The 20501-nt window shown below is 54.9% G+C and carries 19 protein-coding genes; 17 read left to right on the top strand and 2 right to left on the bottom strand.

All coding sequences use genetic code 11. The annotated features are described in order from the left end of the window. The 9 genes from BT114_RS09920 to BT114_RS09880 all read left to right on the top strand — a co-directional run. Positions 1-1054: methyl-accepting chemotaxis protein (locus tag BT114_RS09920; protein WP_245770426.1), on the top strand; the 1054-nt coding region annotated here is incomplete at its 5' end. Beyond that, on the top strand, positions 1051-2133 hold the full coding sequence (cheB, locus tag BT114_RS09915; protein WP_245770425.1) for a chemotaxis-specific protein-glutamate methyltransferase CheB: 1083 nt from the start codon (positions 1051-1053) through the stop codon (positions 2131-2133). The genes BT114_RS09920 and cheB, both read left to right, overlap by 4 nt. Beyond that, on the top strand, positions 2130-3632 hold the full coding sequence (locus tag BT114_RS09910) for a CheR family methyltransferase (protein ID WP_072326282.1): 1503 nt from the start codon (positions 2130-2132) through the stop codon (positions 3630-3632). The genes cheB and BT114_RS09910 overlap by 4 nt, the downstream gene beginning before the upstream one ends. Before the next feature lie 2 nt (positions 3633-3634). Beyond that, positions 3635-5785, top strand: coding sequence for a hybrid sensor histidine kinase/response regulator (locus BT114_RS09905; protein ID WP_072326281.1), 2151 nt, complete (start codon positions 3635-3637; stop codon positions 5783-5785). A gap of 30 nt (positions 5786-5815) precedes the next feature. Next, on the top strand, positions 5816-6178 hold the full coding sequence (locus BT114_RS09900; protein ID WP_072326280.1) for a response regulator: 363 nt from the start codon (positions 5816-5818) through the stop codon (positions 6176-6178). Positions 6179-6207: 29 nt separating this feature from the next. Further along, entirely contained in the window at positions 6208-7896 is a 1689-nt protein-coding gene (locus BT114_RS09895; protein WP_072326279.1) for a diguanylate cyclase, read from the top strand. Beyond that, on the top strand, positions 7889-8416 hold the full coding sequence (locus BT114_RS09890) for a chemotaxis protein CheW (RefSeq protein ID WP_072326278.1): 528 nt from the start codon (positions 7889-7891) through the stop codon (positions 8414-8416). Before BT114_RS09895 ends, BT114_RS09890 begins: the two co-directional genes overlap by 8 nt. Continuing rightward, complete coding sequence (locus BT114_RS09885; protein WP_072326277.1) at positions 8413-8838, top strand: hypothetical protein; 426 nt, start codon at positions 8413-8415, stop codon at positions 8836-8838. The genes BT114_RS09890 and BT114_RS09885 overlap by 4 nt, the downstream gene beginning before the upstream one ends. 105 nt (positions 8839-8943) lie before the next feature. Continuing rightward, positions 8944-9225, top strand: a complete 282-nt coding sequence (locus BT114_RS09880) for a hypothetical protein (protein ID WP_072326276.1) — start codon at positions 8944-8946, stop codon at positions 9223-9225. Between the two features lie 12 nt (positions 9226-9237). Here BT114_RS09880 and ppsR read toward each other — a convergent pair whose 3' ends face one another. Next, on the bottom strand, positions 9238-10068 hold the full coding sequence (gene ppsR / locus BT114_RS09875) for a posphoenolpyruvate synthetase regulatory kinase/phosphorylase PpsR (RefSeq protein WP_072326275.1): 831 nt from the start codon (positions 10066-10068) through the stop codon (positions 9238-9240). A 147-nt stretch (positions 10069-10215) separates the two neighbouring features. Between ppsR and ppsA the strand changes: the two genes are divergently transcribed. The 8 genes from ppsA (at position 10216) to BT114_RS09835 (ending at position 19268) form a co-directional block, all read left to right on the top strand. Further along, positions 10216-12609 (top strand): phosphoenolpyruvate synthase, encoded by a 2394-nt coding sequence (gene ppsA / locus BT114_RS09870; protein WP_281249031.1) that lies wholly within the window; start codon positions 10216-10218, stop codon positions 12607-12609. A 163-nt stretch (positions 12610-12772) separates the two neighbouring features. Further along, the gene (gene rraA, locus BT114_RS09865; RefSeq protein ID WP_072326274.1) at positions 12773-13261 is read left to right on the top strand and encodes a ribonuclease E activity regulator RraA; all 489 of its coding nucleotides are present in this window, start codon (positions 12773-12775) and stop codon (positions 13259-13261) included. 5 nt (positions 13262-13266) lie between these two features. Continuing rightward, positions 13267-15090, top strand: a complete 1824-nt coding sequence (gene ggt, locus BT114_RS09860) for a gamma-glutamyltransferase (protein ID WP_177247077.1) — start codon at positions 13267-13269, stop codon at positions 15088-15090. Beyond that, complete coding sequence (locus BT114_RS09855; RefSeq protein WP_218163495.1) at positions 15047-15592, top strand: GNAT family N-acetyltransferase; 546 nt, start codon at positions 15047-15049, stop codon at positions 15590-15592. Before ggt ends, BT114_RS09855 begins: the two co-directional genes overlap by 44 nt. Continuing rightward, entirely contained in the window at positions 15589-16212 is a 624-nt protein-coding gene (locus tag BT114_RS09850; RefSeq protein WP_218163494.1) for a Maf family protein, read from the top strand. The genes BT114_RS09855 and BT114_RS09850 overlap by 4 nt, the downstream gene beginning before the upstream one ends. A gap of 38 nt (positions 16213-16250) precedes the next feature. Continuing rightward, complete coding sequence (locus tag BT114_RS09845) at positions 16251-17441, top strand: AAA family ATPase (protein ID WP_072326273.1); 1191 nt, start codon at positions 16251-16253, stop codon at positions 17439-17441. Next, positions 17438-18004, top strand: a complete 567-nt coding sequence (locus tag BT114_RS09840; protein ID WP_072326272.1) for a DUF4276 family protein — start codon at positions 17438-17440, stop codon at positions 18002-18004. Before BT114_RS09845 ends, BT114_RS09840 begins: the two co-directional genes overlap by 4 nt. Before the next feature lie 88 nt (positions 18005-18092). After that, complete coding sequence (locus BT114_RS09835; RefSeq protein WP_072326271.1) at positions 18093-19268, top strand: hypothetical protein; 1176 nt, start codon at positions 18093-18095, stop codon at positions 19266-19268. Positions 19269-19277: 9 nt separating this feature from the next. Here BT114_RS09835 and BT114_RS09830 read toward each other — a convergent pair whose 3' ends face one another. Then, positions 19278-20447: an alpha-hydroxy acid oxidase gene (locus BT114_RS09830; protein WP_245770424.1), complete on the bottom strand. Its 1170-nt coding sequence runs from the start codon at positions 20445-20447 to the stop codon at positions 19278-19280. Between the last annotated feature and the right edge of the window lie 54 nt (positions 20448-20501).

Here is a 20501-nt window from a genome sequence, read left to right as displayed (position 1 = left end):
TCGCCCTTTGGTGCGTTTTCAGCAGCAACTGGGTCATATCACCGAAACCCTGGATCTGTCCCAGCGGCTGGAAACCCATGATCAGGCTGAACTGGGTGAGCTGGCTCGCCAGACCAACAGCCTGCTGGAGCGCCTGTCCAAGGCCATCCATGAAGTCTTCCGCAGTTCCGGCCGTTTAACCGAATCAGCCAACCGGCTGGCTTATACCGCTGGCCTGGTCAATCGCAACAACAACCTGCAGCAGGAAGTCAGCCAGTCGATGGCGGCTGCAGTGGAGCAGATGTCTTCTTCGGTGGCGGAAATCACCTCCACCATGGAAGAGCTGTCCGCTTCTTCCACCCAGATTGCTGACCACTCCCAGTCCGTGGTGGATGTGGCCAACCTGACGCTGGACAACAGTCGCAAGGGTGCTGATGCCATGCAGCAGTTGCAGCAGCAGATGACGGAAATTCACCGGGATAACGAGCAGAGCCTGCACGAGATCATGGAGCTGGGTGCCAAATCCAGACAGATCAGCAAGGTGATGGACCTGATCAACACCCTGGCGGACCAGACCAAGCTGATCGCCTTTAACGCCGCACTGGAAGCATCCAGTGCCGGTGAATCTGGTAAACGCTTTTCTGTGGTGGCCGGTGAAATCCGCCGTCTGGCCGACAGTGTCACCGACTCCACCCGCGAGATTGAAGACCGGATTCAGGAAATCCAGGACTCGATCAGTCGCTTGGTGATCACTTCGGAGAAGGGATCGTCCTCAATTCAGGCGGGCATGCAGGTCAGTTCAGCAACGGCAGAAGACCTGAGTGCACTGGTGCGTGCCGCCAGTCAGACCAGCAGTGCAGCACAGCAGATTTCGATGTCGACCAAACAGCAGAAAACCGCCAGCAGCCAGGTGGTGATTGCACTGCGGGATATTGCCAATGCCAGTGCCCACAATGCCCAGTCGGTACGGAATATCACGGCGATCAGTGAAGAAATGATCAACATGGCTGCTCGCCTTGATGAGGTGGTTCGTGCTTTCCAACTGGTGGATGGGGTTGATGGAGAGCAGCAATGATGATGACGCGCCAGACGATTCGTGTACTCATCACTGATGATAGCGGTATGGCACGTGGGTTATTGCGTGCCATTCTGGAGGACGAGCCAGGTATTGAGGTGGTTGGTGAAGCGTGTAATGGTAGTGAAGCTGTAACCCTGGCAGCCAGCTTGCGCCCGGATCTGATCACCATGGACCTGAATATGCCCGTCATGACCGGCATGCAGGCAATCGAAGAAATCATGCATACCAAGGCGGTACCCATTCTGGTAGTCAGCAGTGAGTCAGATGCTGAAAAGGCTTATGAAGCCTTGCGTCTGGGGGCACTGGAAGTCATGAGCAAGCCCGATTACAGCCCTGAAGAAGCAGCAGAATTTGTTGCCAAGGTGCGTTTGCTGGCGGGTGTACCGGTGATCACGCATCTGCGCCGTCGTATGGCTGATTTTGTCACCCCGGTGATTCGTCCCGTGGAACCGCTGGCAACCCTGCCCAATTATCGTCAGGTCTTTGCCATTGCCTCATCAACCGGCGGCCCGCAGGCACTGGCCAGCTTGTTACCGGCACTGGGCGCTCATTTTCCTGCTCCGGTGTTGATTGCCCAGCACATGAGTGATGGTTTTGTGGAAGGCATGGCGCACTGGTTGTCCACCTTGTGTCTGATGCCGGTGAAAGTGGCTGAAGAGGGTGAGGTTTTACAGCCGGGGCAGGTGTATGTTTCACCCTCCGAGCAGCATTTGACCATTAGCCGTTCCCACCGGGTGGTGCTGGCAAAACGTACTGAAAAGGACATCTATCGTCCCAGTTGTGATGCCTTGTTAACCTCTGTGGCAGAAGCCTATGGAAAAAACGCCATCGGCATCATCATGACCGGCATGGGGCGTGATGGCAGCAAGGGTATGGCCGCCATTCATCAGCAGGGTGGAATCACCCTGGCGCAGGATGAAGCCAGCTCGGTGATTTATGGCATGAATCAGGAAGCCGTGAATGCAGGTGTGGTTGATAAGGTTTTGCCCCTGGCTGAACTGGCAATGGAGATGCAGCACATCATTGATCTGAAGCCAGAGGGTTGGCGGGCATCTCAGCAGCGAGGCACGCCATGAGTCAGGAACTGGCATCCTTCAAAAAGCTGATTCATGAACACTGTGGCCTGCTGCTGGAAGGGATCGCTGAAGAGCGCCTGCGCAAAGCCCTGCAGAAAAGTGCTCAGCAGGCCGGATGTACCGGGTTGGTTGATTATGAAAAGCTGATTCGACGGGATGCGGAGCAGTTCGATCGGCTGATCAGCCTGCTGACCGTCAACGAAACCTATTTTTTCCGTGAACCGGAACAGATTCAGCTGTGCATTCGGGAATTGGTGCCACGCTTGCTGGCCTTGCCGGGGCGTAATGGCCCCCTGCGCATTCTCAGTGCCGGGTGTTCATCCGGTGAAGAACCCTACAGCCTGGTGATGGCACTGCGAGAAAAGTTTGGGGAGCGGGCCAGTCAGTTATTTCATGTGGATGCCGGTGATCTGGATCGACAGATCCTGGAAAAGGCACGCATGGGCATCTATTCACCCTTTTCCTTTCGGGGTGTGGAAGAAAGCCTGCGCAATCGTTATTTCCAGCCCGTGGAGCGGGGTTATCAGCTTTCGGCTGACATCCGTCGCCTGGTGCACTTCCATGAGCTGAACCTGCTGGCACCGGTTTTTCCGGCAATGTTGCGAAACTATGATCTGATCTTCTTCAGAAATGTATCGATCTATTTTGATCTTGAAACTCGCAAGCTGATTCATCGCAAGTTTTTTGATCTGCTGAAACCTCAGGGCATCCTGTTACTGGGCAGCTCTGAAACCCTGGGTAATGATCTGGGGGTGTTTGAGCTGGTGGAAGAGCAGGGGCAGTATTACTTCATCAAGGGTGATGTGTTACGCCCGGTCAATAGTCAGGCGGTCAGTTGGCGTCCTGCCAGCCGTGAAGTACAGCAGCCTGTTGTTGCTGCTCCGGTGGTCAAGGCACCCACTGTGACTGAAATGCCCGTGACAGCAAAACCTGTTTTTTCACCACCTTTGCCAGACTTGCAGAAGGTGCGACAACTGGTGCTGGATGAGCAGTATGAAAAGGCTTTGCAGCAACTGGATCGTTTACTCAGCGCCAGTTACGAGCGCAGTGCCGCCTTGCTGCTGAAAAGCTGGATCTTACTCAGTCGCAAGGCCTTTCCGGAAGCCGATCAATTGCTGAACCTGGTGCTGGAACAGGATCCCTGGTCGGTGGATGCCTTGTTAATGAAAGGCATGTCCTGTAAATGGCAGCTGCAGCAAGAACAGGCCCTGGAGTGGTTTAAAAAGGCCAGTTACACCTGCCCGGAATGTTGGACTGCTCATTACAATCTGGCGGAAATTTATCGTCAGATGGATAACACTGCTGCAGCCATGCGAGCTTATCAAGCGGTGCGACGTATTCTCTCAAGTGATCGGGCTGCTGGTGATGGTAGCGCCTGGATTCCCCGCTTGCTGCCACCGGGTGACACCTTGTTTCTGGCGGAGCGACAATTGCTGAAACTGAAAGAAACCGGAATGCTTGCTGGCCATTCATCAGCTCCAGGTGGTAAGGACGTATAACCATGGCACTGGATATCCGAAAATTCATACAGCGCTTCATTGAAGAAGCCAGAGACCACCTCAGTAACATGGGGGAAGGCCTGGCAGCGCTGGAGCAGGGCGGTGGTGATGCGGAGCTGATTAATGGTTTGTTCCGCTCGGCGCATACCATCAAGGGATCTTCACGCATGCTGAAGCTGGTGCCGGTGACTGAAACCGCCCATAGCCTTGAAGACCTGCTGAGTGCGCTGCGTGAACAACGAGTCAGTGCCAGCCCAGGGGTATGCAGTCTGTTGTACCAGGGGGTTGATGCGCTGACTGATTTGGTGGAGCAGCTCACCAATAATCCCGATCCTGCGGCCTTGACTCCAGTCAATAGCCAGCTTTGTCAGGCGTTGAAAGCGGCGGCTGAAGAACAGCAGCTGCTTTCAGTTGAACCGGCTGCGTCTGCTTCAGTGCCAGAGGTTATTGTGGCTCCAGAAGTGGTACAGGAAGCAAGCAACCCGGCGCTGCGCACCTCGGATACGGTCCGTATTCGCCTATCCAAACTGGAAGAGTTGATCAAGTTGATGGGTGAAGTGGTATCCAGTCATGCGGGATTCCGTGAACTGGTTGATACTGCTCGACAACTGGATCGCCGTGGACAACTGGAAGGGCGCGGCGAGTTACCGGCTGCCTGGCACCAGTTCACCCGAAATCTGCGGGAAACGGTCATTGCCCAGGAAGACTTGATGCAGGAGCTGCATGACAAGGCGCTGCAAATGCGCATGCTGCCTCTGAATATTGTGTTTGAACCTGCTTCCAGACTGGTCAGGGACCTGGCTCGTTCACTGGGCAAACAGGTGGAATGCCGCATTCGTGGGGCAGAAATTGAGCTGGATCGCCAGATGATTGATCAATTGGCAGACCCGGTGATTCACCTGTTGCGTAATGCCCTGGATCATGGCATTGAAACACCGGAAGCAAGACAGGCCAAAGGCAAGCCTTCTCAGGGACTGGTCAGCCTTTCTGCGCGTCAGGATGGCGGCTGGGTAGAGCTGGAAATCAGTGATGACGGTGCCGGTATCTCCCTGGAAGCGATTCGCAGCAAAGCATTAAAAAAAGAATTGGTCACACCTGAGCAGCTGGAAACCATGAGTGATCAGGAAGTCATGGACCTGATTTTCCTTCCGGGTTTCTCCACCAGCGCCATGATCACCGAGCTGTCTGGCCGCGGTGTGGGCATGGATGTGGTAAAACGCTCCATTGTTGATGGTCTGCAGGGTGTGATCAGCATGCACAGCACACCGGGTGAAGGCAGTCGTTTCGTGCTGCGGTTGCCGCTGTCGCTGGCTATGATGCGAGTCTTGCTGGTGCAGTCTGCCGGGCATCAGGTTGGTTTCACCGCCCAGTATGTGGCTGAGTTGATCAGCATGCCGGAAACGGCACTGATTAACGTGGCAGACCGTAATGCAGTCATCATTCGCAATGAGTTTGTGCCGGTGGTTAATCTGGCAGAACTGATTGGCTTACCGGCTTTGCCCGAGGAACGCCGGTTGCTTCCGCGGACTGAAAAAGATCTGTTATTACTGGTGACACGCGTGCATCACGAAAAGCTGGCACTGGTGGTTGATGAGCTGCTGGATGAACGGGATCTGGTGATTAAACAGCTACCAGAACACCTGCGTGATCGTCCAATGATTGCCGGCATGGTTACAACCGGACACAATAGGCTGGTGAGTCTATTGCACGTTCCCTGCCTGATGGACATGGCACGTCGTTCGCGTCAGCCATCTGCCGTCAGCGCCACAACGGCGAAAACCGAAAAGCAGCGCCGCATTCTCGTGGTTGATGACTCGTTGAATACCCGTGAAATTGAGCGGGATGTGCTGGAAGCCTGGGGTTATCAGGTGACGCTGGCCGAAAACGGCCAGGATGGCCTTGATAAAGCGCTGGCTGATGATTTTGATGCGGTGCTCACTGATGTTGAAATGCCGGTGATGGATGGTTTCACCCTGACTGCACGCCTGCGACAGGATGAGCGTTACAGCAATCGTCCCATCGTGATCATCACCTCGCGTGAAAAAGAGAGTGACCGCAGGCGTGGTATCGAGGTTGGAGCCGATGCCTATATCGTGAAAGGCAGCTTTGACCAGAACAGCCTGGTGGATACCCTCAGGGTACTGCTGGATTAAACACCGAATACTGAAAATCAGGAGATCAAGATGTTGATACTGGTTGTTGATGATGACGCCCTGGCCGGAGAAATGACCGCTGCGGTGCTGGAAGACCAAGGGCATCAAGTGATTCAGGCCGAGGATGCCGTATCAGCGATGGAGCAGTTAAATGAGCATCCAGGTATCGAATTGATTGTCAGTGACATGAACATGCCGTTGGTCAGTGGTGTGGAGTTGTTTCGTGAGTTGCGGGAGCAAGGTAAAAAGCTGCCTTTTATCCTGCTGACCGGCGATGACCCAGCAGTAGCAAGTGCACAGGAGCCGGCACTGGATGCATGCATCATGAAAGACTTCAGCCTGGACGAAACCTTACCTCAAGCCATTGCTCAGGTCCTGGCTGGATATAACTGAAAACCCTTGATCGGGGGAAGCTTTCACCCATGAACGTTAACAAACCTTCGCTGCAAGAAAAAATCGCCCGTTTAAGGGAGAGTTTTATCAGTCAGTTGCCCGGGCGATTGGATGAAGTACAGCAGCAGGTGAAACTGCTTAAATCAGACCCGGAAATGAACCGGGTGCTGGCTGTTGATCTGCACCGGGCTTTTCACAGCTTAAAGGGCACCGGTAATTCATTTGGTTTTGTGGAGTTGGCTGCGATTGCGGGTGAGGCTGAAGATTACGCCCAGCAATTACTGGATCTGCCCGACAATCGCACACCCGGTGGCTGGCCTGAAACCCTGGAAAACCTGCTGCATCAACTGGCATCTCAGGTGCAAATCCTGATTTATACCGATATGCAGAATGATCACCCAGCCGATGCTCCCTTCTTTGAAATGGGCCACGGTGATCGTCCGCGCAGTGGTGTACAAAGTCCGCTGATTTATATCTGTGATGATGAACCGGATCAGGTCGATCATCTGGGTTATCAATTGCGTTGTTTTGGCTACCGAGTCGAACACTTCACGGAAACAGCAGATTTTCACGATGCGGTGTTGCAGCAGCGCCCTGATGCAGTAGTGATGGACGTCCATTTTCCTCATGGTCGTACCGCAGGGACTGAAGCACTGGCCAGGCTGCGAGAGTTGACGGGTAGTGAGCTACCGGCTGTGGTGTTGTCGGGTCGGGATGATTTTGAAGCCCGCCTGAGTGCGGTACAGGCCGGTTGCAAGGCCTACTTCACCAAACCGGCGCGCCCACTGGATCTTGCCTCGGCGCTGGATGAACTGATCGGTGATCAGCACGAAGAGCCTTACCGCATTCTGATTGTTGACGATGAACCTGAAGTGGCGGCATACCACAGCCTGATTCTGGAAGAAGCCGGTATGCTGGTCTATCAGATCCATAATCCGGGATTGATTCTGGAAGCCTTGCGTAACTTCAATCCGGATCTGGTGCTGGCTGATATGTACATGCCGGTTTGCAGTGGTGTCGAACTGGCAGCCATCATTCGCCAGTTACCGGAATACCTGGGCTTACCCATTGTTTACCTCTCCAGTGAAACCAACCGCCAGAAGCAGTTTTCTGCCATGCAGGTCGGGGTGGAAGGCTTTATTACCAAACCGGTCATTCCTGAAGAGTTGGTCGCTGCTGTTGCCTTGCGTGCCGAACGGATGCGTACCCTGCGTAGCCTGATGGCCAAAGACAGCCTGACTGGCTTGTTCAATCACACCACCACCACAGAAATGCTGGATGCATCCCTGGCTCATGCCATCCGCCAGCAGGAAACCCTGGCCGTGGTGATGCTGGACCTGGATCATTTCAAGCAAGTCAATGACACCCATGGCCATATGGCTGGAGACCAGGTGCTGTTGGCGCTTGCCAGGGTGTTAAAACACCGCTTGCGTACCACGGATGTCATTGGTCGTTACGGTGGAGAAGAGTTTGCCCTGTTATTAAAGAATGTTACCCGTGATACGGCTGAAAAACTGGTGAATGACTTGCGGGAAGATTTTTCCCGCATTGTATTCACTGCAGGTTCCGAGCGCTTCAAGTGTACTTTCAGTGCCGGTATCAGCCATTATCCAGGCTATCGTCGCGCTGAAGACCTGCGCATGGCAGCTGACAGGGCGCTTTACCAGGCGAAAAAGGAAGGCCGTAATCGTGTGGTGGTGGATCTAAACCATGACTGATAGCCAGTTGCAGCAATTGCTGGAAGAACGCCAGCAACAGGATCAGGACATCGTTGACGTTGATGAACCGGTGATCAAGCTGGTGATTTTTGACCTGGGGCAGCGTCACTTTGCTTTTGCCGGGCACAGTGTGCAAGAAGTCTTGCCAGGCAGTGAACCGGTGCATCTGGTACCGGGTATGCCTGCTTCTGTGGAAGGGGTCATGAATGTTCGAGGCGATATCGTTTCGGTCATTCGCCTGCATGATCTGCTGCAGCTTTCCACTGCTGCCGGGATGCCAGACAAAAAAGCAACGGCTTCCATCCTGCTGGGGCAGGGTGCAGGCATGCACTCCGGGCTGCGAGTGGATCAATTGCTGGATGTGGTGGATGTGCCGGAAAGCCAGATTCAACCTGCCCCGGAAAGCCTGCCGGATCATCTGCGACCCTATGTGACGGGTTTGCTGGACTTTGACGGTTTAGCCGTGACACTGCTGGATCTGGATGCCATTTTTGCTGCCTGGTTAAGAGGCAAGGGATGATCAGCAGCCTGGCAGTGGTGGTGTTCAGCCATCAGCAGCATTGGTTTGGCCTGGAGTCTTCTTTTGTACGTGCCAGGGGCTTGTGTAGCCTGCATCGCCGTAACCTCCCGCTGGTGCCTTTTTCCGCTTTGTTGCCAGAGGTCGAGTCAGACAAAAAACCGCTTGAACCCAAAGAGTGGTTACAGCTATCTGCTGCCAAGATTGGTACCGGTGCTGGTGGCGACTGGCTGTTGGGACTGGCAGGAGAAGTTGACCTGTTGGAGCTGCCAGCCTCTTGCATTTCCATCCTGCCCCCACTGCTGCATGAGCGACGTCTTTTTTCACCCATTCAGGCGCTGGCCTTATATCAAGGGCGTTTAATTACGCTACTGAATTGTCACGAATTAGCTGCAATGGCCAGCAAAATAGACCTGGATCAATAAAGCTGTATTTATACTGCCTGGTTGTTGCGCTGCAGCGGGACTCCTTGAACCTCAGTCGCTATAAAGCATCAAAGAACGATAAAAACAAAGCAGGAGATGCCAAACATGAGCAGCTTTCATCAGCCCAGTTTTCCCCTGACCCCCACACTGGCCACCTGGCCGGTTGAGTTACAGCAGGCCACCCGCCATGCCTTTGAAAAACAACTCTTCCCGGTGGCTTCCGGTCAACAGATACGCCTGCGACATATCAACGGCATTGAAGCCTATCTGGAGCTGGCTGATGTACAGGATGGGCTGATCCTGCTGAATCGCAGTGATTGCCACGAACCCCCGAAATACTTCGAACACCACGAAACCCTGATCAGTGCCGGTTGGGTACTGGCCTGAGTAAAGGAAGCCTTACCGAGGTGAAAAACGCCGCTCAATACCAGCCTGAGCCATGATTCTGGTGGAAATCTCTTCAATGGAGTAGTGGGTCGAATCGATGAAGTCGATGCGATGACGCCGATAGAGGTTTTCCACTTCTTCCACTTCTTTCTGACACTGTTTCAATGAAGCATAGGTGCTATTGGCGCGGCGTTCATTACGAATGGACGCCAGTCGCTCCGGCTCGATGGTCAAGCCAAAAATCTTGTGACGATAAGGACGCAGCGCCTTGGGCAGCTCGGTGTCCAGCAGGTCGTCTTCGGTGATCGGGTAGTTGGCGGCACGAATGCCAAACTGCAGTGCCATGTAGATGCAGGTCGGCGTTTTGCCGCAGCGGGAGACCCCGATCAGGATGATGTCAGCGGTATCATAATGATGGGTGCGGGCACCGTCATCGTTGTCCAGTGCGTAATGAACCGAATCAATCCTTGCCTTGTAAACGTCTTCCTTGGCCTTGGTCAGTGCATGGGTCTTGCCGACTGAATAGCTGGAATGGGTGTTCAGTTCCTCTTCCAGTGGTGCCAGGAAGGTTGAGAAAACATCAATGTTCATGGCTTCACTGCGGCTGATGATGGCACGAATCGACTGATCCACAATGGTGTCGATCAGCAGCGGGCGGGCACCATCCTTTTCGCCGGTCTGGTTGATGCGCTCCACCAGGGCTTCAGCCTTTTCCGGGGTGTTGATGTAGGGTTTGGTGATCAGCTCGAACTGAATGCCTTCAAACTGGGCCAGCAGGCTGCGGCCAAGGGCTTCCGCTGTAATACCGGTACCGTCGGAGATGAAAAAGGCGGTGCGTTTCATTTGATCCTTCTGTTCGGCTGATTCATGTTATCATCTGTTGAAAAATGAGTGGCTTGCACCCGTTGCAGGCAATTTTGCCTGCTTTTGGTTGCCAGCGCCATGCATGATCGATTCCATGCGTGATCTATTCAGAAGCGGAGGCATGTCTTGAGCAAAGCAGCGGCGGGTGAATACATTGTCTGGTTTGACCAGCTAGGTATGCAGGATGTGGAGCGGGTCGGCGGCAAGAACGCCTCACTGGGTGAAATGATCAGCAACCTGGCATCTGCCGGTGTACAGGTGCCCGGTGGTTTTGCCACCACAGCACAGGCTTACCGCGAGTTCCTCGCTCATGATGGACTGGCCGATCGCATCAACCAGGCGCTGGCAGCCCTGGATGCTGATGATGTGAAGGCTTTGGCCACCACCGGCGCACAGATCCGCAGCTGGATCATTGATACTCCTTTCCCGGCATCCCTTGAAAAAGCCCTGGCAGAAGCCTACCAGCAACTGGAAAAAGCCCACCCGGGACTGAAAGTGGCGGTGCGTTCTTCTGCCACCGCTGAAGACCTGCCGGATGCCTCCTTTGCCGGCCAGCAGGAAACCTTCCTCAATATTCAGGGCTTTGTCCAGGTTAAACAGGCCGTGCATGAGGTGTTTGCCTCGCTGTTCAATGACCGCGCCATTTCTTACCGGGTGCATCAGGGCTTTGATCATGCCCAGGTGGCGTTGTCGGCCGGTATTCAGAAGATGGTTCGCTCCGAAACCGGTGTTGCCGGTGTAATGTTCACCCTGGACACCGAATCCGGCTTCCGTGATGCCGTGTTCATCACCAGTGCTTATGGCCTGGGTGAGACGGTGGTGCAGGGGGCGGTTAACCCGGATGAGTTCTATGTGCACAAACCCACGCTGGAAGCCGGACGTCCCGCTGTTTTGCGTCGCAACCTCGGCAGCAAACTGATCAAGATGGTTTACGGTGATGAAGCGGCAGCCGGTAAATCCGTGCGTACCGTGGAAGTCAGCGCAGCAGATCGTCAGCGTTTCTCGTTGAGTGACGATGAAATCATGAACCTGGCGCGTCAGGCGATGATCATTGAAAAACATTACCAGCGCCCGATGGACATTGAATGGGCCAAAGATGGTGATGACGGCCAGTTGTACATCGTGCAGGCTCGTCCGGAAACCGTGAAAAGTCGTGATGCCAGCAACATCATGGAACGCTTCCTGCTCAAGGAGCAGGGTGAAATCCTGGTGGAAGGCCGTGCCATCGGCCAGCGCATTGGTGCCGGTAAGGTTCGCATCGTGAGCGGCCCGCATGAAATGGACAAGGTGGAAGTGGGTGATGTACTGGTCACCGACATGACCGACCCGGACTGGGAACCGGTGATGAAAAAGGCTTCAGCGATTGTCACCAACCGTGGTGGCCGTACCTGTCACGCCGCCATCATTGCCCGTGAACTGGGTATTCCAGCCGTAGTAGGCTGTGGTGATGCCACCGAATTGCTGGACGACGGTCAGATGGTGACGGTGTCCTGCGCCGAAGGTGACACAGGTTTTATTTATGAAGGGCGTCTGGACTACGAACTGCTGACCAACAGCATTGATGCCATGCCGAAACTGCCGTTCAAGATCATGATGAACATCGGCAACCCGGATCGTGCCTTTGGTTTTGCTGCCCTGCCCAATGAAGGGGTGGGCCTGGCCCGTCTGGAATTCATCATCAATCGCATGATTGGTGTGCACCCCAAGGCCTTGCTGGAATTTGACAGCCTGCCAGCCGACCTGCAGAAGAGCATTCGTACCCGCACCATGGGTTATGCTGATCCGGTTGATTTTTACGTCGAAAAACTGGTGGAAGGCATTGCCAGCCTGGCGGCGGCCTTCTGGCCCAAGCGGGTGATCGTGCGTCTGTCTGACTTCAAGTCCAACGAATACGAAAACCTGATCGGCGGCAAGCTGTATGAACCGGCTGAAGAAAACCCGATGCTGGGTTTCCGGGGTGCATCCCGCTACATTTCCCAGAAATTCCGTGACTGTTTTGAACTGGAATGCCGCGCCCTGAAAAAAGTGCGCGATGTGATGGGACTCAACAACGTTGAAATCATGGTGCCTTTTGTCCGCACCGTGGGTGAAGCCAAGGGCGTTTCCGAACTGCTGGAAGCCAACGGCCTGGTGCGCGGCCAGAACGGCCTGAAACTCATCATGATGTGTGAGTTGCCTGCCAACGCCCTGCTGGCTGAAGAATTCCTGGAATACTTTGATGGTTTCTCCATTGGCTCCAACGACCTGACCCAGCTCACCCTGGGACTGGACCGCGACTCCGGCATTGTGGCGCACCTGTTTGACGAACGGAATCCGGCAATCAAGAAGCTGCTGTTCATGGCGATTCAGGCTTGCAAGAAGCAAGGCAAGTACGTTGGCATCTGTGGTCAGGGACCTTCGGATCACCCGGATCTGGCACGCTGGCTGATGGAGCAGGGCATCGATTCTGTTTCCCTGAACCCGGATGCGGTGCTCGACACCTGGTTTATGCTGGCGAATGAAACACCTGGTGATCAGTGATCATCCGGAGCTGGTGCACAAGGTATCCTTTTCAGGACGCGTGAATACATCCATGTAAGCTCCGTCCGCAACGTCCTGTTGCGGACGGCCTGAAAAGAACCACCTTGTACACCCTCCCGCTTTACTCACTTTCAGCGAAGTTCAACACAACCTGGAGCAAAAGATGCAATACGTTACCCCCGACCTGTGTGATGCCTACCCGGACCTGATCGAAGTGGTTGAGCCGATGTTCAACAACTACGGTGGCCGTGATTCCTTTGGTGGCGAAATCGTCACCATCAAGTGCTTTGAAGACAACTCCCTGGTCAAGGAAGAAGTTGAAAAGCCCGGCGCCGGTAAAGTGATGGTGGTGGATGCCGGTGGTTCTTTCCGTTGTGCCATGCTGGGCGACATGCTGGCTGAAAAAGCGGTCAAAAATGGCTGGGAAGGCGTGATCATGTACGGCTGCATCCGTGATGTGGACGTGATCACCGAGCTGGATCTGGGCGTACAGGCGCTGGGCACCCATCCGAAGAAGTCCGAGAAAAAAGGCATCGGTGAGTATCAGGTGGCCGTGTCCTTCGGTGGCGTGACCTTTGTTCCCGGTGATTACGTGTATGCCGACAACAACGGCATCATTGTGTCGCCTGAACCCCTCAGCATGCCGGAATAAGTCTCATGACTGCTGCCACTCGCCTGATGCTGTTGCCGCTGGCAGCCGCCTTGCTGCTGACTGGTTGCAAGCCTTCGCCAGATGCAGGCAAGGCTGCAGACAAGAACGCTGCGGATGCCCTGCAACCGGAGCTGTCCAGCGGTTTGCAGCAGCGCAGTGGCTGGCAGTTTGAGCGTCAGGCCGTGGCTGCGGCCAATCCACTGGCGGCAGAGGCTGGTCATCAGATACTGCTGGCCGGTGGCAATGCCGTGGATGCTGCCATCGCTGCACAACTGGTGCTGAATCTGGTTGAACCTCAGTCCAGTGGCATCGGTGGTGGCGGTTTTCTGCTGAGCTGGGATGGTGAATTGCTGATTGCCTGGGATGGCCGTGAAACCGCACCGGCAGCAGCAACACCGGCGTTGTTTCTTGATGCAGCCGGTCAACCCCTGCCATTCATGCAGGCGGTGACCAGTGGTCGAGCAGTGGGTGTGCCCGGCTTGCTGAAAATGCTGGAAGCGGCCCATCAGCAACAGGGGCAGTTACTCTGGTCACAGTTGTTTGAACCGGCCATCACCCTGGCTGAAACCGGTTTTGAAGTCAGCCCGCGCCTGCATCACCTGTTGGCGCATGACCCGGTGTTGCGGGAGAATCCTGCGGCACGGGATTATTTTTACCTGCCGGATGGCTCACCCCTGCCGGTGGGGCATGCATTAAAAAATCCAGCCATGGCAGCCATTCTGCGTCAGGTGGCCGAAGTCGGCAGTGATGCTTTTTATACCGGTATTCTGGCGGAGTCCATCAGTCAGGCTGTGCAGCAGCAGGGTGGTCTGCTGACCTCTGAAGACCTGCAGGCTTATCAACCGGTGGCACGTGAAGCCCTGTGTGGTGGCTGGCTGGATTATCTGGTCTGTGGTTTTCCGCCACCGTCTTCCGGCCAGATCACCCTGATGCAGCAACTGGGCATTCTGGAGCAGCTGTCCAGTGACCCGAAAAGCCCGGAAAGCCTGAGCGAAGAAAGTTTTTACACCCCCGAAGGCCTGCACCAGTACATTGAAGCCAGCAAGCTGGCTTTTGCAGATCGGGCGCAGTATCTGGCCGATCCTGATTTTGCAGAGGCTCCGGCAGGCAACTGGATGAGCCTGATTGATCCTGAGTACCTGCATCAGCGTGCCCAACTGATTCAATCCACCAGCCAGGGGGTGGCGGCTCCCGGTCAACCGCATGGTGTGGCATCCGCCTATGCCAGCCAGTGGCCGCAGCCGGAATACGGCACCACCCACATCAGCATCATGGATGCCGAGGGGCGTGGCGTGGCGATGACCACCAGCATTGAACAGGCTTTTGGTGCCCGTATCCTGACGGACGGGGGCACCGGTCTGCCGGGTGGTTTTCTGCTCAATAACCAGTTGACCGATTTTTCCTTCCGTCCTGCGGATGAACAGGGCAAACCCATCGCCAACCGTGTGGAAGCCGGTAAGCGCCCGCGTTCCAGCATGAGCCCGACGCTGGTGTTTGATCCCCAGTCGCGTGAACTGGTGGCAACCCTGGGTTCACCGGGTGGTGCAGCCATCATTCATTACACCACCAAAACGCTGTTAGGCTCACTGGGCTGGCAGTTGTCGCCGCAACAGGCCATTGAGCTGCCAAACCTGGCCAACTTCAATACACCCTTCACACTGCTGGAAACGGACGGCTTTTCCGAGCATGTGAAACGCAGCCTGGAAGCCCGTGGTCATGAATTGCGGGAACAGGACCTGACCAGTGGCATCCAGATGCTGCTGCTGACGCCTCAGGGGCTGCTGGGTGGCGCTGATCCTCGCCGTGAAGGCTGGGTGGCAGGTGACTGAACGGCAGTTGATCGAGTGCACAGCAGCACAACAGGGTCAGGCCATTCAGGCCATTTTTAATCAGGTGATCCTGCATTCCACGGCACTTTATGAATACCAGCCCCGCACCGAGGCTGACATGCAGCGCTGGTTTGCCGGCAAGGCACAGGGCGGGCATCCGGTGCTGGGTTGTGTGGATGCTGCAGGCCAGTTGCTGGGGTTTGCCAGTTATGGGCCATTTCGTGACAAGCCTGCCAATCGTTTCACACTGGAGCACGCCATTTATGTGGCAGAGGCGGCACGCGGGCAGGGCGTCGGGCGGTTGTTGCTGCAGGCGTTGATACAACGGGCCACTGACGCGGGTTACCATACCCTGATTGCCGCCATTGATACCGAAAACCTGGCCAGCATCCATCTGCATGAATCCGCTGGTTTTGAGCTGGCCGGAACCCTGCAACAGGTGGCGCACAAATTTGATCGCTGGCTGGATCTGGCCTTTTACCAGAAGTTGTTAAAACCATGAACCACAATCAACACTATGCAAGTTTGCCAAGACTGGAATCACTGGTGCTGGGCTCGGCATCCCCGCGTCGTCGGGACTTGCTGCTGCAACTGATGCCGGATCTGGCCATTCAGGTGCATCCGGCAGACATCGATGAATCCCTGCTTGGGCAGGAAAGCGGAGAAGCGCTGGTGCTGCGTCTGGCGGCCGCCAAGGCTGCAGCAGTCATCGCCAGCCTGCCACAGAAGCTGCAAGGGTCGTTGGTACTGACCGCTGATACCGAGGTGGTGCAGAACGGTCAGCCGCTGGGTAAACCCCAGTCCCCGGAACACGCGGTGGAGCTGCTGTTGCGCCTGTCCGGCCAGAGCCATCAGGTCAAAACGGCACTGGTGCTGCAGCAAGGTCCGCAGCGGCTGCAACGCCTGGTCACCACCGAAGTGACCTTTCGGCAGCTTTCCGTTGAAGAAGTGCGTGCCTATGTTGCCACCGGAGAATCCGCCGACAAGGCCGGCGGTTATGGCATACAGGGGCGAGGAGCTGCACTGGTGGCCAGCATTCGCGGCAGTTACACCAATGTGGTGGGTCTGCCGTTGGAGGCAGTGGCTGAGCTGCTGCCGCAGATGGGTTACCGGATTTTCTGATATGATCGAATCATGCTGAGTTTTCAAAGGAAACCGTCATGCTGATAGAAAGCCTGCGCATTAAAAACTTTAAAAGCTTTCGAAATGCTGAGATGAAAAATCTGCCACGTTTCTGTGTGGTGGTGGGTGCCAATGGCAGCGGTAAATCAACGCTTTTTGATCTGTTTGGGTTTCTGAAAGACTGCCTGACTTTTAATGTGAAACAAGCACTTCAGGTCAGGGGGGGGTTTCGTGAGGTACTTAGCCGTGGTGTAGAGGACACGGAGTCGATTGAACTGGAAATCAAGTTTCGTATGGATATTGCCGGTGTTGAACGCCTGGTGACCTATTTGATCGAAATTGGCCTGGATAACCGTCAGGTGGTAGTGAATCGTGAAGTTTTACGCTACAAGCGTGGACGCTATGGCTCTCCATACCATTTTCTTGATTTTACCAAAGGAAGTGGTTACGCAATAACCAACGAAGAAGATTTTGACAAGCAGGATGAAGAGCTCGAGCGCGAGCCGCAGAATCTCGGAAAAGATGTGCTGGCCATCAAGGGACTTGGTCAATTTGAACGCTTTAAGGCTGCCAATGCATTTCGACAACTGATCGAGAACTGGCATGTATCCGACTTTCACATCAACCTGGCCAGGGGTAGCAAGGAATCGATTGGTGAGTACGAGCATCTGTCAGTTTCAGGCGATAACCTGCAGCTTGTAGCGCGGAATATATTTGAAAATCACCCGGATATTTTCCAGCAAATTGTCACCGCCATGAAGCATAGGGTTCCGGGTGTAAGCCAGGTTGAGCCGATTCTGACTCAGGATGGTCGATTGATCCTGAACTTTAAGGATGATACGTTCAAAGACCCCTTCATCGATAAGTATGTTTCAGATGGGACAATCAAGATGTTTGCCTATCTGGTGCTGTTATACGACCCTGAACCCCATCCTTTGTTATGTATTGAAGAACCGGAAAACCAGCTTTACCCGACTTTGCTGTGGGAGCTTGCAGAAGAGTTTCGTGCTTATGCTGAGCGAGGTGGCCAGGTGTTTGTGTCCAGTCATTCGCCCGACTTTCTGAATGCGGTTGGATTAAGTGAAGTGTACTGGCTGGTGAAAGAGCAAGGTTATACACAGATTCGTCGGGCTGAGGATGACGCACAATTAAAAGCATTCATCGCAGAAGGTGATCAGATGGGCTACCTCTGGAAGGAAGGTTTTTTTCCCGGGGCTGATCCACGATGACTGAGCTGGTCTTTTTCCTTGAAGAGCCTTCTGCAAAAGCGATGCTGGAAGGGTTATTACCCAGATTACTGGATGACAGCATATCGGTGCGGTATGTGGTGTTTGAAGGAAAACAAGATCTGGAGAAACGTTTGCCTCGCAGATTGCGTGCCTGGCAGAATCCAGGTGCCCGTTTTGTTGTGATGCGCGATCAGGACTCTGGTGATTGTTATGAAATCAAGCGTAGGCTGACGGGAATATGTGAAGCTGCTGGTCGTCCAGACACCTTGGTTCGTATTGCTTGCCATGAGTTGGAGAGTTTTTATCTGGGCGATCTCAATGCTGTTGCTGCAACCATCGGCCCCAAAACGCTTGCAAAGCAACAGCAGAATGCAAAATTTCGTGATCCTGATCGTCTGAATAATGCTGCTCAGGAACTGAAGCGCATTGCCAGAACATATCAAAAACTGGCGGGTTCACGAGCGATAGGTCAGGCACTGTCACTGGATCAAAATCAATCACAGAGCTTTAACTACCTGATTGCCGGTATTAAACGCATCACAGAAAACGCCTCTTACTCATAAAAACCATCTTCAAGACATACAAAGCATCCCTCAAGTTTTCCGCTTTAGTGCCGATCATTTTTTGACCAGACCAAAGCGGAATGCTGCCATGCTTATCCAATCGTCCCAGATCAGTTTTGCTGCTGCCCACAAGCAGGAGCAACGCCTGTCCGTCACTGAACAGCTCAATTACATCGAAAGACGCGGTGATCAGGTCACCCAGTTGTCTGCCCGGCGTGAAATGACCTATGAAAACCGTGAAATCAGCCTGTTTCTGCAACAGCCACGGAGCAACACCGATGAAGCGGCCAATGCGCTGCTGGACCAGGCTCGACGCCCGCGTCTGACACCCTGGACGCGTATGGGTGAAGCGGTGGATGACAATGGCATCAACCGACGCCCGGTTGGAGAAGTGGAAGCCGCCGAGCGGGATGAACTCAAGCCCATGACCCCGGAAGAGTTTCGGGTGGCGGTGCTGAAAGAAACCCTCTATCGCCTGTTTGGCATCAGCCTTGAAGAACAGGATTCCGGTGCTGAGCAGGTCAAAAAAGCCATCGAGCGGGGTGAACAGCAGGCAGCTGCAATCCAGTCAGCCTTTCAAGGAGTGCAGGGTGGCGGTGATGGTTTCCGGCTGGATTACCACTATGAGCAGCAGTATTACGAAGCCGAATTCAGTTATGTGGAAGTGCGCGGTCAGGTACTGACGGCTGATGGTCAGCAACTGGACTTTAATGTGCAGGTGGGGCTGTCCCGTGAGTTTTTCACTTCTGAAAGCCTCAGTTTCAGTGTTGGCAACCTGCAAGACCCGCTGGTGATTGAATTTGGTGGCACTGCGGCACAACTGGGTTCCACCCGTTTTGCCTTTGATCTGACGCTGGACGGTCAGCTGGAATCCCTGCCGACGCTTGGGCAGGGTCGGGGGTTTCTGGCCTGGGATCGCAACGGTGATGGTGTCATCAATGATGGCAGTGAGCTGTTTGGTGCCCAGACCGGTAAGGGTTTTGCCGAGCTGGCTGCACTGGATGAAGACCAGAACGGCTGGATTGACCGTGGTGACAGTGCTTTCAGCCAGCTTTATGTGTGGATGCCGGATGAAAGCGGCAAGGGGCAGTTGCTGGGGCTGGCTGATCTGGGCATAGGTGCCCTGTATCTGGGCAGCATTGAGTCGCCCTTCCGTTACACCGATGCGCAGAACAATACCCTGGGGCAGTTGCGGGAAACCGGCATCTACCTGAAGGAAGACGGCCAGGCCGGTCTGTTGCGGCAGATCGACCTGTCTGTCTGATCGGCTGGATCAGCGCGGCATCAGGTAATCCGCATTGAGCTGTTCAATGCGGGTGCACCCCAGTAACCCCAGAGTGCGATCCATTTCACTGCGCAGAATCGCCAGCGCACGATCAGCTCCGGCAGCACCACCGGCTGCCAGGCCGTAGAGGGTCGCCCGGCCACTCATTGCCAGATCCGCACCCAGGCAACGCGCCTTGATGAAATCACTGCCGCGGCGCAGGCCGCTGTCCACAATCAACAGAAAATCCGGCCCCACTGCCTGACGGATTTCCGGCAGCACGTCGATCGGGCTGGGGCAGGTATCCAGCTGGCGGCCCCCGTGATTGGAAATCACCAGACCATCCACACCGCGCCGCTGGGCTTCACGGGCATCCTCACCGCACAACACCCCCTTCAACAGCAGCTTGCGCGGCCAGAGATCCCGCAGCCAGCTGACATCCTCCCAGTTCAGAGACGGATCCATTTCCTGCGTCAGAAAAGTGGCGGCATTGCGGGCACTGGCTTTTTCCGGGGGTAAAAAATCACCCAGATTGCAGAAGCGCGGTATGCCATGCGGCACCAGCACATCAAAAATCCAGCGCAGTCGGCTGGCCACATGCAGGGTGTTGCGCAGATCCAGCTGCATCGGGGCGAGGTAATTGCGTCGATCCCATTCCCGGTTGCCGAATACCGAGGTATCGGTGGTCAGCACCAGCGCTTCACAACCGGCGGCTTCCGCACGTTCAATGATGCCTTTCAGGTTGTCACGGTTCTTGAACAGATAAAGCTGCAACCAGTGGCGCACCCCGGTGGCCGCAATCCGCTCCATCGAAACCGTGGACACCATGCTCTGGCAGAAGGGCACCCCGGCACGGGCAGCGGCTTCTGCCAGCACCCGATCCCCCTCATGGGTCAGCAGGCCATTAAAACCGGTGGGAGCAATCATCAGCGGCATGCTGATCGATTCACCATAGAGTTCAGTGGCAAGATCCCGCTGTGAAATGTCCACCAGCGTGCGCGGGCGGAAAATGATCTCGTCATACGCACTGCGATTGCGTTGCAAGGTGTACTCATCATCCGAGCCACCTTCGAGGTATTCCATGCAGAAGTTCGGCAGGCGCTGGGCTGCCATGCCGCGGAGTTCATCAATGTTCTGGGCGCGGGTCACATCCCTGCCGGTGTAATGGCGTCTGAGCAAAAGTCTTGTCCTGTCTGAGTCATCTGACTGAATGTTCAATTTTAACAAGATTCA

It is taken from the genome of Marinospirillum alkaliphilum DSM 21637 (assembly GCF_900119735.1).
Taxonomy (GTDB): Bacteria; Pseudomonadota; Gammaproteobacteria; order Pseudomonadales; family Halomonadaceae; genus Marinospirillum; species Marinospirillum alkaliphilum.
Note: the sequence above shows the minus strand (reverse complement) of the source record. Positions and strands in the feature narration are given on the sequence as shown.